Annotated in this window: 14 protein-coding genes; 11 read left to right on the forward strand and 3 right to left on the reverse strand. The window is 64.4% G+C overall.

The genetic code is table 11. From position 1 onward, the window contains the following. Nucleotides 1-15: 15 nt before the first annotated feature. The 4 genes from pyrG (at nucleotide 16) to ftsB (ending at nucleotide 4,593) form a co-directional block, all read left to right on the forward strand. Nucleotides 16-1,713 (forward strand): CTP synthase, encoded by a 1,698-nt coding sequence (gene pyrG, locus AWB72_RS22060; protein WP_040051519.1) that lies wholly within the window; start codon nucleotides 16-18, stop codon nucleotides 1,711-1,713. Continuing rightward, on the forward strand, nucleotides 1,710-2,564 hold the full coding sequence (kdsA, locus tag AWB72_RS22065) for a 3-deoxy-8-phosphooctulonate synthase (protein WP_040051520.1): 855 nt from the start codon (nucleotides 1,710-1,712) through the stop codon (nucleotides 2,562-2,564). Before pyrG ends, kdsA begins: the two co-directional genes overlap by 4 nt. Nucleotides 2,565-2,738: 174 nt before the next feature. Next, entirely contained in the window at nucleotides 2,739-4,022 is a 1,284-nt protein-coding gene (eno, locus tag AWB72_RS22070) for a phosphopyruvate hydratase (RefSeq protein ID WP_040051521.1), read from the forward strand. A gap of 106 nt (nucleotides 4,023-4,128) precedes the next feature. Next, the gene (ftsB, locus tag AWB72_RS22075; RefSeq protein WP_040051522.1) at nucleotides 4,129-4,593 is read left to right on the forward strand and encodes a cell division protein FtsB; all 465 of its coding nucleotides are present in this window, start codon (nucleotides 4,129-4,131) and stop codon (nucleotides 4,591-4,593) included. A 68-nt stretch (nucleotides 4,594-4,661) separates the two neighbouring features. Here the strand turns inward: ftsB and AWB72_RS22080 are convergent, their stop codons facing one another. The 3 genes from AWB72_RS22080 to AWB72_RS22090 all read right to left on the reverse strand — a co-directional run bounded on the left by AWB72_RS22080 (nucleotide 4,662) and on the right by AWB72_RS22090 (nucleotide 6,694). After that, complete coding sequence (locus AWB72_RS22080; RefSeq protein WP_040051523.1) at nucleotides 4,662-5,009, reverse strand: hypothetical protein; 348 nt, start codon at nucleotides 5,007-5,009, stop codon at nucleotides 4,662-4,664. A gap of 150 nt (nucleotides 5,010-5,159) precedes the next feature. Continuing rightward, nucleotides 5,160-6,110, reverse strand: a complete 951-nt coding sequence (gene hslO, locus AWB72_RS22085) for an Hsp33 family molecular chaperone HslO (RefSeq protein ID WP_040051524.1) — start codon at nucleotides 6,108-6,110, stop codon at nucleotides 5,160-5,162. A 59-nt stretch (nucleotides 6,111-6,169) separates the two neighbouring features. After that, nucleotides 6,170-6,694 (reverse strand): gamma carbonic anhydrase family protein, encoded by a 525-nt coding sequence (locus AWB72_RS22090; RefSeq protein ID WP_040051525.1) that lies wholly within the window; start codon nucleotides 6,692-6,694, stop codon nucleotides 6,170-6,172. A gap of 197 nt (nucleotides 6,695-6,891) precedes the next feature. Between AWB72_RS22090 and AWB72_RS22095 the strand changes: the two genes are divergently transcribed. The 7 genes from AWB72_RS22095 (at nucleotide 6,892) to AWB72_RS22125 (ending at nucleotide 12,876) form a co-directional block, all read left to right on the forward strand. Then, a complete protein-coding gene (locus tag AWB72_RS22095; RefSeq protein ID WP_040051526.1) occupies nucleotides 6,892-7,746 on the forward strand; it encodes a ferritin-like domain-containing protein in 855 nt (284 codons plus the stop codon). Nucleotides 7,747-7,815: 69 nt separating this feature from the next. Next, nucleotides 7,816-8,700, forward strand: coding sequence for an alpha/beta fold hydrolase (locus AWB72_RS22100; RefSeq protein WP_040051527.1), 885 nt, complete (start codon nucleotides 7,816-7,818; stop codon nucleotides 8,698-8,700). Between the two features lie 45 nt (nucleotides 8,701-8,745). Further along, entirely contained in the window at nucleotides 8,746-9,591 is an 846-nt protein-coding gene (locus AWB72_RS22105) for a 3',5'-nucleoside bisphosphate phosphatase (protein ID WP_208863168.1), read from the forward strand. A gap of 101 nt (nucleotides 9,592-9,692) precedes the next feature. Next, entirely contained in the window at nucleotides 9,693-10,322 is a 630-nt protein-coding gene (locus AWB72_RS22110) for an L-threonylcarbamoyladenylate synthase (RefSeq protein ID WP_040051632.1), read from the forward strand. Nucleotides 10,323-10,407: 85 nt separating this feature from the next. Further along, complete coding sequence (locus AWB72_RS22115) at nucleotides 10,408-11,073, forward strand: site-2 protease family protein (protein ID WP_040051528.1); 666 nt, start codon at nucleotides 10,408-10,410, stop codon at nucleotides 11,071-11,073. Nucleotides 11,074-11,077: 4 nt separating this feature from the next. Then, entirely contained in the window at nucleotides 11,078-12,280 is a 1,203-nt protein-coding gene (locus tag AWB72_RS22120; protein WP_040051529.1) for a tryptophan--tRNA ligase, read from the forward strand. Beyond that, nucleotides 12,280-12,876, forward strand: a complete 597-nt coding sequence (locus AWB72_RS22125) for a class I SAM-dependent methyltransferase (protein ID WP_052449984.1) — start codon at nucleotides 12,280-12,282, stop codon at nucleotides 12,874-12,876. Before AWB72_RS22120 ends, AWB72_RS22125 begins: the two co-directional genes overlap by 1 nt. The last annotated feature ends 8 nt before the right edge of the window (nucleotides 12,877-12,884 follow it).

Genomic DNA, 12,884 nt, shown 5'->3' on the forward strand with positions numbered 1-12,884 from the left:
CGCGAGCATCTAGCGATGACCAAATATGTATTCGTCACCGGCGGCGTAGTTTCTTCCCTCGGCAAGGGTATTGCCGCCGCCTCCCTCGCCGCGATCCTCGAATCGCGCGGTCTGAAAGTCACCCTCCTCAAGCTCGATCCCTACATCAACGTCGACCCCGGCACGATGTCCCCGTTTCAGCACGGCGAAGTGTTCGTGACGGAAGACGGCGCGGAGACCGACCTCGACCTCGGCCATTACGAGCGCTTCATCAGCACGAAGATGCGCAAGGCCAACAACTTCACCACGGGCCAGATCTACGAATCGGTGATCCGCAAGGAACGCCGCGGCGAGTATCTCGGCAAGACGGTGCAGGTCATTCCGCACATCACCAATGAAATCCAGGCGTTCGTCGAGCGCGGCGCGGCCGCGGCCACGTGCGGCCAGCCGGATGTCGCGATCGTCGAGATCGGCGGCACCGTGGGCGACATCGAATCGCTGCCGTTCCTCGAAGCCGCGCGTCAGATGAGCCTGCGCATGGGCCGCAACAGCGCGTGCTTCGTGCACCTGACGCTCGTGCCGTTCATCGCCACCGCGGGCGAGCTCAAGACCAAGCCGACGCAGCACAGCGTGCAGAAGCTGCGCGAAATCGGTATCTATCCGAACGTGCTGCTGTGCCGCGCGGACCGCCCGATTCCCGACGACGAGCGCGCCAAGATCTCGATGTTCTCGAACGTGCCCGAAGACGCGGTCATTTCCGTGTGGGACGCGGACAGCATCTACAAGATTCCGCAGATGCTGAACGACCAGCATCTCGACGACATCATCTGCGAAGCACTGAAGCTCTCGCCGCCGCCGGCCGACCTGAAGATGTGGTCGGACCTCGTCGAGAAGCTCGAGCATCCGAAGAACGAAGTGACCATCGGCATGGTCGGCAAGTATGTCGAGCTGACCGAGTCGTACAAGTCGCTGATCGAGGCGCTGCGCCACGCGGCTATCCATACGTCGACGAAGGTCAACATCGAATATCTCGATTCCGAGCAGATCGAAGCCGAAGGCACGGGCGCGCTGGAGCACCTCGACGCCGTGCTGGTGCCGGGCGGTTTCGGCCGTCGCGGCACGGAAGGCAAGATCAAGGCCATCCGCTATGCGCGCGAATCGAAGACGCCGTATCTCGGCATCTGCCTCGGCATGCAGCTCGCGGTCATCGAATTCGCGCGTGACGTCGCCGGTCTCGCCGACGCGAACAGCACCGAGTTCGATTCCGACACCACGAATCCCGTCGTCGCGCTCATCACCGAGTGGTACGACCGCGCGGGCCGTATCGAAAAGCGCACCGAAGAATCGGATCTCGGCGGCACCATGCGCCTCGGGTCGCAAAAGTGCCCGATCAAGCCCGGCACCATGGCCGAACGCATCTACGGCACGGATGTGAACGAGCGTCATCGTCACCGTTATGAAGTGAATAACCGTTTCGTGCCGCAACTGGAAGCGGGCGGGCTTATCATCAGCGCGCGTACGCCGAGCGAGGATCTGCCCGAAATGATGGAATTGCCGCAATCGCTGCATCCGTGGTTCGTCGGCGTGCAGTTCCACCCCGAGTTCACCTCGACGCCGCGCGACGGGCATCCGCTCTTCAAGGCGTTCGTCGAAGCGGCGCGCGATCATTCGCTCGCAGCCGGCGACGCGAAGGGTAGTGCAAACGTCGCCGCAACGGCAGGAGCGCAGGCATGAAGCTGTGTCATTTCGAAGCGGGGCTCGACCAGCCGTTCTTTCTGATCGCGGGTACGTGCGTCGTCGAATCGGAGCAGATGACCATCGACGTCGCCGGGCGGTTGAAGGAAATCACGTCGAAGCTCGGCGTGCCGTTCATCTACAAGTCGTCCTACGACAAGGCGAACCGCAGTTCGGGCAAGTCGTTTCGCGGCCTCGGCATGGACGAAGGCTTGCGCATCCTCGGCGAAGTGAAGAAGCAGCTCGGCGTGCCCGTTCTGACGGACGTGCATGCCGAACATGAGATCGAGGCGGTCGCATCGGTCGTGGACGTGCTGCAAACGCCCGCATTCCTGTGCCGCCAGACCGATTTCATCCACGCGTGCGCGCGCTCGGGCAAGCCGGTCAACATCAAGAAGGGCCAGTTTCTCGCGCCGCACGACATGAAGAACGTGATCGACAAGGCGCGCGACGCGGCGCGTGAAGCGGGTCTGTCCGAAGACCGCTTCATGGCGTGCGAGCGCGGCGTGTCGTTCGGTTATAACAACCTCGTGTCCGATATGCGTGCGCTCGCGATCATGCGCGAAACGAACGCGCCGGTAGTATTCGACGCGACGCATTCCGTGCAGTTGCCGGGCGGGCAGGGAACGAGTTCGGGCGGCCAGCGCGAGTTCGTGCCGGTGCTGGCGCGCGCGGCGGTGGCCACGGGTGTCGCGGGGGTCTTCATGGAGACGCATCCCGATCCCGCGTGCGCGAAGTCGGACGGCCCGAACGCGGTGCCGCTGCATCGCATGGAAGCGCTGCTCGAAACGCTCGTCGCGCTCGATCGCGCGGTGAAGAGCGGCCCGTTCCTCGAGAACGACTTCAACTGAGCAACGGGCGGGCGCCTCGCGGTCGGCGTCCGTCTTCGGAAGAACAGAACAAGAAGGGTCGCGTGAAATGAGACGCGAACCGGGCAGCCGTCAGAAGGTCTGAGCGAAGCCAAATGAAGCGCGCATCACCGCTTCATCGTGACCGACAGAATTCATCGTCAATTTGAGGAAACCATGAGTGCTATCGTAGATATCATCGGCCGCGAGATTCTCGATTCGCGAGGCAACCCCACCGTCGAGTGCGACGTATTGCTCGAATCGGGCACGATGGGCCGCGCCGCAGTGCCGTCGGGCGCCTCCACCGGATCGCGCGAAGCCATCGAACTGCGCGACGACGAAGCCGGCCGTTACGGCGGCAAGGGCGTGCTGAAAGCGGTTGAACACATCAACACCGAGATTTCCGAAGCCATCATGGGCCTCGACGCCTCGGAACAAGCCTTCCTCGACAAGACCCTGCTCGAGCTCGACGGCACCGAGAACAAGTCGCGCCTCGGCGCGAACGCGCTGCTCGCCGTGTCGATGGCGGTCGCCAAGGCAGCCGCCGAAGAAGCCGGCCTGCCGCTGTATCGCTATTTCGGCGGCTCGGGCGCCATGCAACTGCCGGTGCCGATGATGAACATCGTCAACGGCGGCGCGCACGCGAACAACAGCCTGGACATCCAGGAATTCATGATCGTGCCGGTGAGCCAGCCGACGTTCCGCGAAGCGCTGCGTTGCGGCGCGGAAGTGTTCCATGCGCTCAAGAAGATCCTGTCGGATCGCGGCATGAGCACGGCGGTCGGCGACGAAGGCGGCTTCGCGCCGAACTTCGGCAGCAACGACGAATGCCTGTCGACCATTCTCCAGGCCATCGAGAAGGCGGGCTATCGCGCGGGTGAAGACGTGCTGCTCGCGCTCGATTGCGCGGCGAGCGAGTTCTATCACGACGGCAAGTACCAGCTCGCGGGCGAAGGCCTGCAGCTTTCGTCGGGCGAATTCACCGACTATCTCGCGACGCTCGCCGACAAGTTCCCGATCGTCTCGATCGAAGACGGCATGCACGAAAGCGACTGGGACGGCTGGAAGACGCTGACCGATCGCTTGGGCAAGAAAGTGCAGCTCGTCGGCGACGACCTGTTCGTGACCAACACGCGCATCCTGAAGGAAGGCATCGAGCGCGGCATCGCTAACTCGATCCTCATCAAGATCAACCAGATCGGCACGCTGACGGAAACCTTCGCGGCTATCGAAATGGCGAAGCGCGCGGGCTACACGGCGGTCATCTCGCACCGCTCGGGCGAAACGGAAGATTCGACCATCGCGGATATCGCCGTCGGCCTGAACGCCGGTCAGATCAAGACCGGTTCGCTGTCGCGCAGCGATCGCATCTCGAAGTACAACCAGTTGCTGCGTATCGAAGAAGACCTCGGCGATATCGCAAGCTATCCCGGCAAGTCGGCGTTCTACAACTTGCGCTAAAGCTTTTGCCGCTTTAGTCGATAAGGACGTTAGCTTTATTTTTTGGCCGCCGCCCGGCTTCGGTAATCACTGAAGCCGCCCGGCGGCGCTTATCTCGGCTACTCGAATGCGGCTTGTAACTGTCGTTCTGGTCTTGTTGCTGGCGCTGATCCAATACCCGCTCTGGTGGGGACACGGCGGCTGGCTGCGTGTGCACGAATTGCAGCAGCAACTCGCGCAGCAGACCGACAAGAACACGAACCTGAAACTGCGCAACGAGCGCGTGCAAGGCGAAGTGCAGGACCTGCAAGCCGGCACGGCCGCCGTCGAGGAACGCGCGCGCTATGAAATGGGCATGGTGAAGGACAGCGAGGTCTTCGTGCAGTTCGTCTCGCCCAATTCCACGGCGCCGGTCAACTCGGCGAACACGCCCGGCATGAACGGCTCGACGCGCGGACAGGTATCGGCGGCGCCGCTGCGTGTGGTGCCGAATCCGGTATCGCGTTCGAAGCAGGAACTGCGCGATCTCGATCGCAAGGCGCGCAAGGATAAAGCCCAGGAGGCGAAGAAGAAGCAGGGCGCGGCGCAGTGACATCGCCGGATAGATGCAAAAAAATGGCGCAGTCATCGACTGCGCCATTTTTTTATTCTGCCGGAACGTTACCACCCCGTTCCGAAACCGATGCCCGTTCCCCAGTAAGGGCCGCCCCAGCCGCCGCTCGAATAGCCGCCGTACACGCTGACGGGCGGCGTGTAGTAGCCCGACATCATCTTCGCATTGTTGCCGACAGTCGCCGCTTGCTGCGATTCGGCCAGCGCCTGCTTGTCGATCTGGTTGTAGCGCTCCATCTCCTGTTCGGGCGTAAGCGTCTGCTGCACATTCGTCGACGTGCTCGGCAGCCGGCTATAGATGGGCGACGGGCCGGGCGGGTCCATCACGCAGCCCGCGACGAGCAGCACAGCGGCCACGCCGGACGACAGTTTCAACAGGAACGGGACGTTTTTCATTTGCGACCTCCAGCCGGTCGGACAACTAAACAAAGTTCCATCATAGCGCGCGGCAGCTTCTGCGAACCACGCGCGCCGGATCGTCCGTTCAGGCGATCCGGCATACGCCCGGCACGCTCGAAAGCACGCGCACTAAGGCTTCGACGGCGTTCAGTGCCGCTGGCCGGACGCGGGGCTTACGCCCTGTGAGAGCTCTTTTGCGACAAAAAGTTGCGCAACGTCGACCGGGTCGAACTCGTAGCGCTGATTGCAGAATTCGCAATGCACTTCGACGGCTCCGCGTTCGTCGATCACGCTGTCCACTTCCTCGCGGCCGAGCATCTTCAGCATGCCGCCGACCTTTTCGCGCGAGCACGTGCACTGGAAGCGCGCGGGCGCGGGCTCGAAGTGCTGCACGTTCTCTTGCCAGAACAGGCGGCGAAACACCGTTTCCGGTTCTTCCTTCAGCAATTCTTCCGTCGATAGCGTGCTGCCGAGATGACACACGCGCTGCCACGTATCGGCGTCGTGTTCGCCCGGATGCGGGACGATGCCGCCATCGCCCGGCAGCTTCTGCAGCAGCACGCCGACGGCGCGGTCGGTGTCGGCCGCGAGCCACATGCGCGTGTCGAGCTGCTCCGAGTGATGCATGTAATGTTCCAGCACTTCGGCCATCGACGAGAGCGGCCCATGCTCGCCCGACAGCGGCACGATGCCCTGATACGGCTGCTGGCCGGGCTTCTTGTCGGCGGGATCGAGCGTGATGACGCAGCGGCCGTGGCCGTGGCGATTCAGCAGGTCGGCGAGCGACATGTCGCTGTCGAGCTCGCCTTCCGCGCCTTCGGCGAGCTTGGCCGTCGCGCGCAGCGACAGGTTCGAGTTGCACTGTACGACCAGCATCTTCACGGGGCCATCGCCATAAATCTGCATGACGAGCGTGCCGTCGAACTTGAGGTTCGCGGACAAGAGGGCGCACGCGGCCATCATTTCGCCGAGCACGTTGCGCACGGCGGCCGGATAAGCGCGGCGCGCGAGCACTTCCTGCCACGTGTTGCGCAGCGAGACGATTTCGCCGCGCACGGGCGCCGCGTTGAACATGAATTTCTGCAACTGGTCGTTCACAACTCTTCCTTGGGTTTGAAGCGGAACGTGCGACGCCGCGTCTTGCGCAGCGCCGCCGTTCAGCCGATGCGCACGAGCTGCGCTTTATAGTATTCGCGCCGGTCGGCATAACTTGCCGTGGCCGCGCGCATGCGGGCGATGTCCGCTTCGCCGATCTCGCGCACCGCCTTCGCGGGCGCGCCGAGAATCAGCGTGTTGTCGGGAAAAACCTTGCCCTCGGTGACGATCGCGCCCGCGCCAACCAGACAATTGCGGCCGATTACCGCACCATTCAAGACCACGGCCTGAATTCCGATCAGCGAGCCTTCGCCGATGGTGCAGCCGTGCAGCATCGCCTGATGGCCGACAGTGACATCGTTCGCAATCGTCAGGGGAAATCCCGGATCGGCGTGCAGCACCGCGCCTTCCTGCACGTTGCTGCCGCGCCCGACGACGATCGGCTCGTTGTCGCCGCGCAGCGCCGCGCCGAACCAGACACTCGCGTTTTCTTCAAGCGTGACCTGGCCGATGATCGTCGCGCTATCCGCGAGAAAAACGCTTTCGTGGATGGTGGGGGCGTCGTCGCCGAGTTTGTAGATTGCCACGGTGTCTCCTCAGGTTTCTCGTTCGGTCTTCGATGTGGAATGCCGGTCGCGCGGCGCTACAATGCGCGCCTCGCGCCGCCCGGATCGTCGCGCGCTTTGCGCTGTCCGCCGGGTTTAACATTTTAGCCGTTTGCGGGATTTCGCCGCCGGACGCGCCTTTTTTGTGCTTTGTTTGCTTTTTTTTCATCGACGTTGCCATGCCGAACGTTTCCTCATCGCCCGATATTGATTTCGCTCCGCCGCCGCCGTGCGCCCGCCTTGCCGCGCTGATGATCCTGCGCGAGCGCGATCCGGCGTCCAAAGCGGCGCGTGCGCGTGCGTTGTACGACAGCGTGCAGGCGGGCGAATCGCGCATCGATCCGGCGCTCGCGCTGTCCGATCCCGGCGATTTGCCCGGACGCCCCGCGCGGCCGGAACTCGTGGAACCGTCGTCGCTGAAACGCCGCGGGATGCAGTCGGAAGCGGGGCGCGCGGTGCTGCTGCACGCGCTGGCGCATATCGAATTCAACGCAATCAACCTCGCGCTCGACGCCGTCTGGCGTTTCCCGTCGATGCCCGCCGACTTCTACGTCGACTGGCTGAAGGTGGCGGCGGAAGAGGCGCATCACTTCTCGCTCCTGAGTGCGCGCCTCGCGGAGTTCGGTCACGCATACGGCGATTTCCCCGCGCACGACGGCCTCTGGGACATGGCGCAGCGCACGCGCGGCGACGTCCTCGCGCGCATGGCGCTCGTGCCGCGCACGCTCGAAGCGCGCGGTCTCGACGCCTCGCCGCCCATTCGAAAGCGGCTCGCGCAGGCGGGCGATCACGCGTCCGCCGCGATCCTCGACGTGATTCTCCGCGATGAAATCGGCCACGTGCTGATCGGCAATCGCTGGTTTCGGTTCCTGTGCGGCAACGCTTCGCTGGATCCGCACGCGACCTACGAACGTCTCGCGGAGCAATATCACGCGCCGAAGCTGCGCGGCCCGTTCAACTTCGAGGCGCGCCGCGACGCGGGTTTCGACGAAGCCGAGCTGCGCGCGCTCGCCGGACTCGACGATTCCGCCTGACGCGTCGCCGCGATGCTAAGTCGCCGCTATACTCGAACGATCATCCTTTTTCACGATTGAGGCCGGACGATGAAAGAATCGCGCTCCGAGTTCGTCGATGCGCGCAGCGTGCGGCTGCACGTGCGCCGCTGGGGTTCGCCCGACGCGCCCATGCTCTTCATGCTGCACGGCTGGATGGACGTGGCCGCGTCGTTCCAGTTCGTCGTCGATGCGCTCGCCGGCGACTGGCAAGTGCTTGCGCCCGACGCGCGCGGCTTCGGTCTGTCGGACTGGCCCGTGGCGCAACGGGGCGGCGGGCATTACTACTTTCCCGACTATCTCGCCGATCTCGACGCGCTCCTGGATCACTACGCGCCCGCCGGCCAGGCGAATCTCGTCGGGCACAGCATGGGCGCGAACGTGTCGATGCATTACGCAGGCGTGCGGCCGGAGCGAGTGCGGCGCGTCGTCGATCTGGAAGGCTTCGGGCTGCCGGCGGCGCGTGCTGCGCAGTCGCCGGGCACAATCGCGCGATGGCTCGACGAACTGCGCGTGCCGCCGTTCCTGCGCAGCTACGCGTCGCTCGATGAAGTCGCCGATCGGCTGATCAAGACGAATCCGCGTCTGGCGCGCTCCCGGGCGCGTTTTCTTGCGGAACACTGGTCGCGTCAGGAAGCGGACGGCGCGTTTCATCTGCTCGCCGACCCGGCACACAAGCTGCGAAGCCCAACGTTGTATCGCCTCGACGAAGTGACGGCCGTCTGGTCGCGCGTGCAGGCGAAGGTGCTGCACGTCGAGGCTGAAGCGTCGCCGACGCTCGCGCGGTTCGCCGCGGACATGCCCATCGCCGAATTCAAGGCGCGCTTCTCCGCCTTCTCCGACTGGCGCGAGGAAATCGTGAGCGGCGCGGGACACATGATCCATCACGACCAGCCCGAGCGCGTGGCTGCGTTGATCGAGTCGTTCTGCGCGTGAACGGGCCGGAGCGACGTTTGTCGCCCTTAAAGTAAAATCACGACCATGAACCCGACTGCCATCAACGCCGATCTGCATTGCCATTCCACCGTATCCGACGGCCAGCTTTCGCCTGCCGACGTGGCGGCGCGCGCGCACGCGGGCGGCGTCACGGTGTGGTCGCTGACGGATCACGACCAATTGGGCGGCCAGCGGGAAGCGCGTGCGGCCGCCGAGGCGCTCGGCATGCGGTATCTGGCGGGCGTCGAGATTTCGGTGACGTGGGCGGGACGCACGGTGCATATCGTCGGGATGAACGTCGATCCCGAGAACGAAGAGTTGCGCAACGGGCTCGCATCGACGCGCAACGGACGCGCGGCACGCGGCGTCGCGATCGGCGAAGCGCTCGCGGCGGTCGGCATTCCGAACGCCTACGAAGGCGCGCTGCGCTACACCGACGATCCCGACATGATTTCGCGCACGCACTTCGCGCGCTTTCTGGTGGACGCGGGCTATGCGCAAAGCACGTCCGACGTTTTCGCGCGCTATCTCGGCGACGGCAAGCCGGGCTTCGTCGGGCATCGCTGGGCGAAGCTCGCGGACGCCATGCGATGGATCCGCAACGCGGGCGGCGAGCCGATCATTGCGCATCCGGGGCGCTACGATTACACGCCGGTCGAGTTCGCCGCGCTGTTCGACGAGTTCATCCAGCTGGGCGGTAAGGCCATCGAAGTCGTCACCGGCAGCCATACGCCGGACCAGTATCGCGAGTACGCAGATGTCGCGCGCAAATACGGCTTCGAGGCGTCGCGCGGCTCGGACTTTCACGCGCCGGGAGAAGGGCGCATCGATCTCGGTCAGCTTCCGCCGCTGCCGCCGGACCTGAAGCCCGTGTGGCAGCGCTGGCTGTAAGCGCTGACTTGTAAGCGCCGGCGCGCATGCTCCTTGCGTCTCATGGCGCACGCGCGGACGCATCGAACCCGCGCACACGATCCGAACAAGAAGGCGTCGCCATGTCCCAATTCTTTCGCATTCATCCGGACAATCCGCAGCCGCGGCTCATCAATCAGGCGGTGCAGATCATTCGCGACGGCGGCATCGTCGCGCTGCCGACCGATTCGAGCTACGCGCTCGCCTGCCATCTCGACGACAAGGACGCCGTCGAGCGCTTGCGGCGCATACGCGGCATCGACGACAAGCAACTGCTGTCGCTGCTCGTGCGCGATCTGTCGGAGCTCGCCAACTTCGCCATGGTCGATAACCGGCAATACCGGCTCATCAAATCGGTGACGCCGGGGCCGTACGTGTTCGTCCTCCAGGCGACGAAAGAAGTGCCGCGCAGGCTGTCGCATCCGTCGCGCAAGACGATCGGGCTGCGCGTGCCGGATCACGCCATCACGCTGGCGCTGCTCGAGGCGCTCGGCGAACCGCTGCTCGCATCGACGCTGATCCTGCCGCCCGACACCGAGCCGCTCAACGACGCCGAGGAAATCCGCGAGCGCCTGGAAAAGCGCATCGAACTCGTGATCGATTCGGGCGCGTGTCCCGCGGAGCCGTCCACGGTGATCGATCTCTCCACGGGCGATCCGGTGCTCGTGCGCGCGGGGCGGGGCAGCCTGGAGCCGTTCGGGCTGGCGGCGTAAGGCTACGGCCAACGGGCGAAACATCGCGAAAGGGCCGGGCGAAGCGCGCCTGATGACGGCAATCCGCTTGATACAATATCGCCCCATGGATCCTTCTCTGATACAAACCATCGCGGTCTACGCGCTTCCGGTGATCTTCGCGATCACGCTGCACGAGGCCGCGCATGGCTACGCCGCGCGCCTGCTCGGCGACAACACGGCCTACGTGCTCGGCCGCGTTTCCATGAATCCGATGCGCCACATCGACCCGATCGGAACCATCGTGATTCCGATCGTGCTGTATTTCGTCACGAGCGGCGCGTTCATGTTCGGCTACGCGAAGCCCGTTCCGGTTGCTTTCGGCAACCTGCGCAATCCGCGCTGGGGCAGCTTGTGGGTCGCGGCCGCCGGTCCCGGCAGCAATTTCGTGCAGGCGCTCATCTGGGGCGTGATCGCGGTGCTGCTGGCAGCCTTCAACGTCGACGAAGCGTTTCTCACGCGCATGGCCGCGGCGGGCGTCGGCGTGAATCTCGTGCTCGGCGTGCTCAATCTGTTTCCGCTGCCGCCGCTCGACGGCGGGCGCGTGCTGATGGCGCTGTTGCCCGTACGCGCTTCGATTGCGTTCGCGAAGCTCGAACCCTACGGTTTCTTCATCGTGATGGCGCTCGTCGTGACGGGCGTGCTCACGCGCTTCTGGCTGAGCCCGCTCGTGAACGTCGGTTACGCGGCGGTATCGGCCATTCTGAATCCTTTCGCTTCATTATTTCCATAACATCATGTTCCCTGACCGTATCTTCTCCGGCATGCGGCCCACCGGATCGCTGCACCTCGGCCACTATCACGGCGTGCTGAAAAACTGGGTGCGGCTGCAATCCGAATACCCGTGCTTCTTCGCGGTCGTCGACTGGCACGCGCTCACCACGCACTACGAGACGCCCGAGGTCATCGAGAAAAACGTCTGGGAAGTGCTGATCGACTGGCTGGCATCGGGCATCGACCCGGCGCAGGCGACGCTCTTCATCCAGAGCCGCGTGCCCGAGCATGCGGAACTGTCGCTTCTGCTCGGCATGGGCACGCCGCTCGGCTGGCTCGAACGCGTGCCGACCTACAAGGAACAGATCGAGAAGCTGAAAGAAAAGGATCTCTCGACGTACGGTTTCCTCGGCTATCCGGTGCTGATGGCGGCGGACATTCTGCTGTATCGCGCGTCGCTGGTGCCGGTGGGCGAAGATCAGGTGCCGCACGTCGAAATGACGCGCGAGATCGCGCGCCGCTTCAACTATCTGTACGGCAAGGAGCCGGACTTCGAGGAGAAGGCGCTCGACGCCGCCAAGAAGCTCGGCGGCAAGCGCGCGAAGCTGTATCACGAGTTGCGCGTCGCGTATCAGCAGGAAGGCGACGCCGAAGCCCTCGAACAAGCCCGCGCGATGCTGCAGGAATCGCAGAGCCTGTCGATGAGCGATCGCGAGCGACTTTTCGGCTATCTCGAAGGCGCGCGCAAGATCATTCTCGTCGAACCGCAGGTGCTGCTGACGGAAGCGTCGCGCATGCCGGGCCTCGATGGTCAGAAGATGTCGAAGTCGTATGGCAATACCATCGGCTTGCGCGAAGACGCCGAGACAATCACGAAGAAGGTCCGCACCATGCCGACCGACCCCGCGCGCGTGCGCCGCACCGATCCGGGCGATCCGGACAAGTGCCCGGTATGGCAACTGCATCAGGTCTATTCGGACGAAGCCACGCACGAGTGGGTGCAGAAGGGCTGCCGCAGCGCGGGCATCGGTTGCCTGGACTGCAAGCAGCCGGTGATCGAAGGCATTCTGCGCGAGCAGCAGCCGATGCTCGAACGCGCGCAGAAGTACATGGACGACCCGTCGCTGCTGCGCGCGATCGTCGCCGATGGCTGCGACAAGGCGCGCAAGTTCGCTATCGAAACGATGCGCGACGTGCGCGAGGCGATGGGCCTCTCCTACAACTGATGGAAGCCGGCATTCCGAGCGCCTGGGTCACGCGCTGGGCGCATCTCATCGCGCCGGGTGCGCCGGTGCTCGATGTCGCATCGGGCAGCGGGCGGCATGCGCGCTGGCTCGCGGCGCGCGGTCATGCGGTGCTCGCCGTCGATCGCGATGCCGACGCGCTCGCGTCGATGTCCGCGTGCGAGGGCATCGAGACGCTCGCGGCGGATATCGAAGGCGCGCCGTGGCCATTGCCCGCCGATCGCGCGTTCGCGGCGGTGGTCGTCACGAACTATCTGCATCGGCCGCTGTTCGGGCATTTGATCGATGCGCTCGCGCCCGGCGGCGTGCTTATTTACGAGACGTTTGCAGTCGGAAACGAAAGCGTCGGCAAGCCTTCCAATCCAGCGTTTCTGCTCAAGGCCGGCGAGTTGTTGGAGGCGGTGCGCGGGCGTCTTCGCGTGATCGCTTACGAAGACGGTTTTCTGGAAACGCCGCGCGTCGCTTTTGTGCAGCGAATCTGCGCGATCCGCGAAGCGACGGCGTCCGACGCGTCCGGAAATACACTCACGATTGGTAACACACCCCCGGGTCCGCCGCGTTACGATTTGGCCGGCTAATCCGCTAC

Origin of the sequence: Caballeronia concitans, from assembly GCF_001544615.1 — a bacterium.
Taxonomy (GTDB): Bacteria; Pseudomonadota; Gammaproteobacteria; order Burkholderiales; family Burkholderiaceae; genus Caballeronia; species Caballeronia concitans.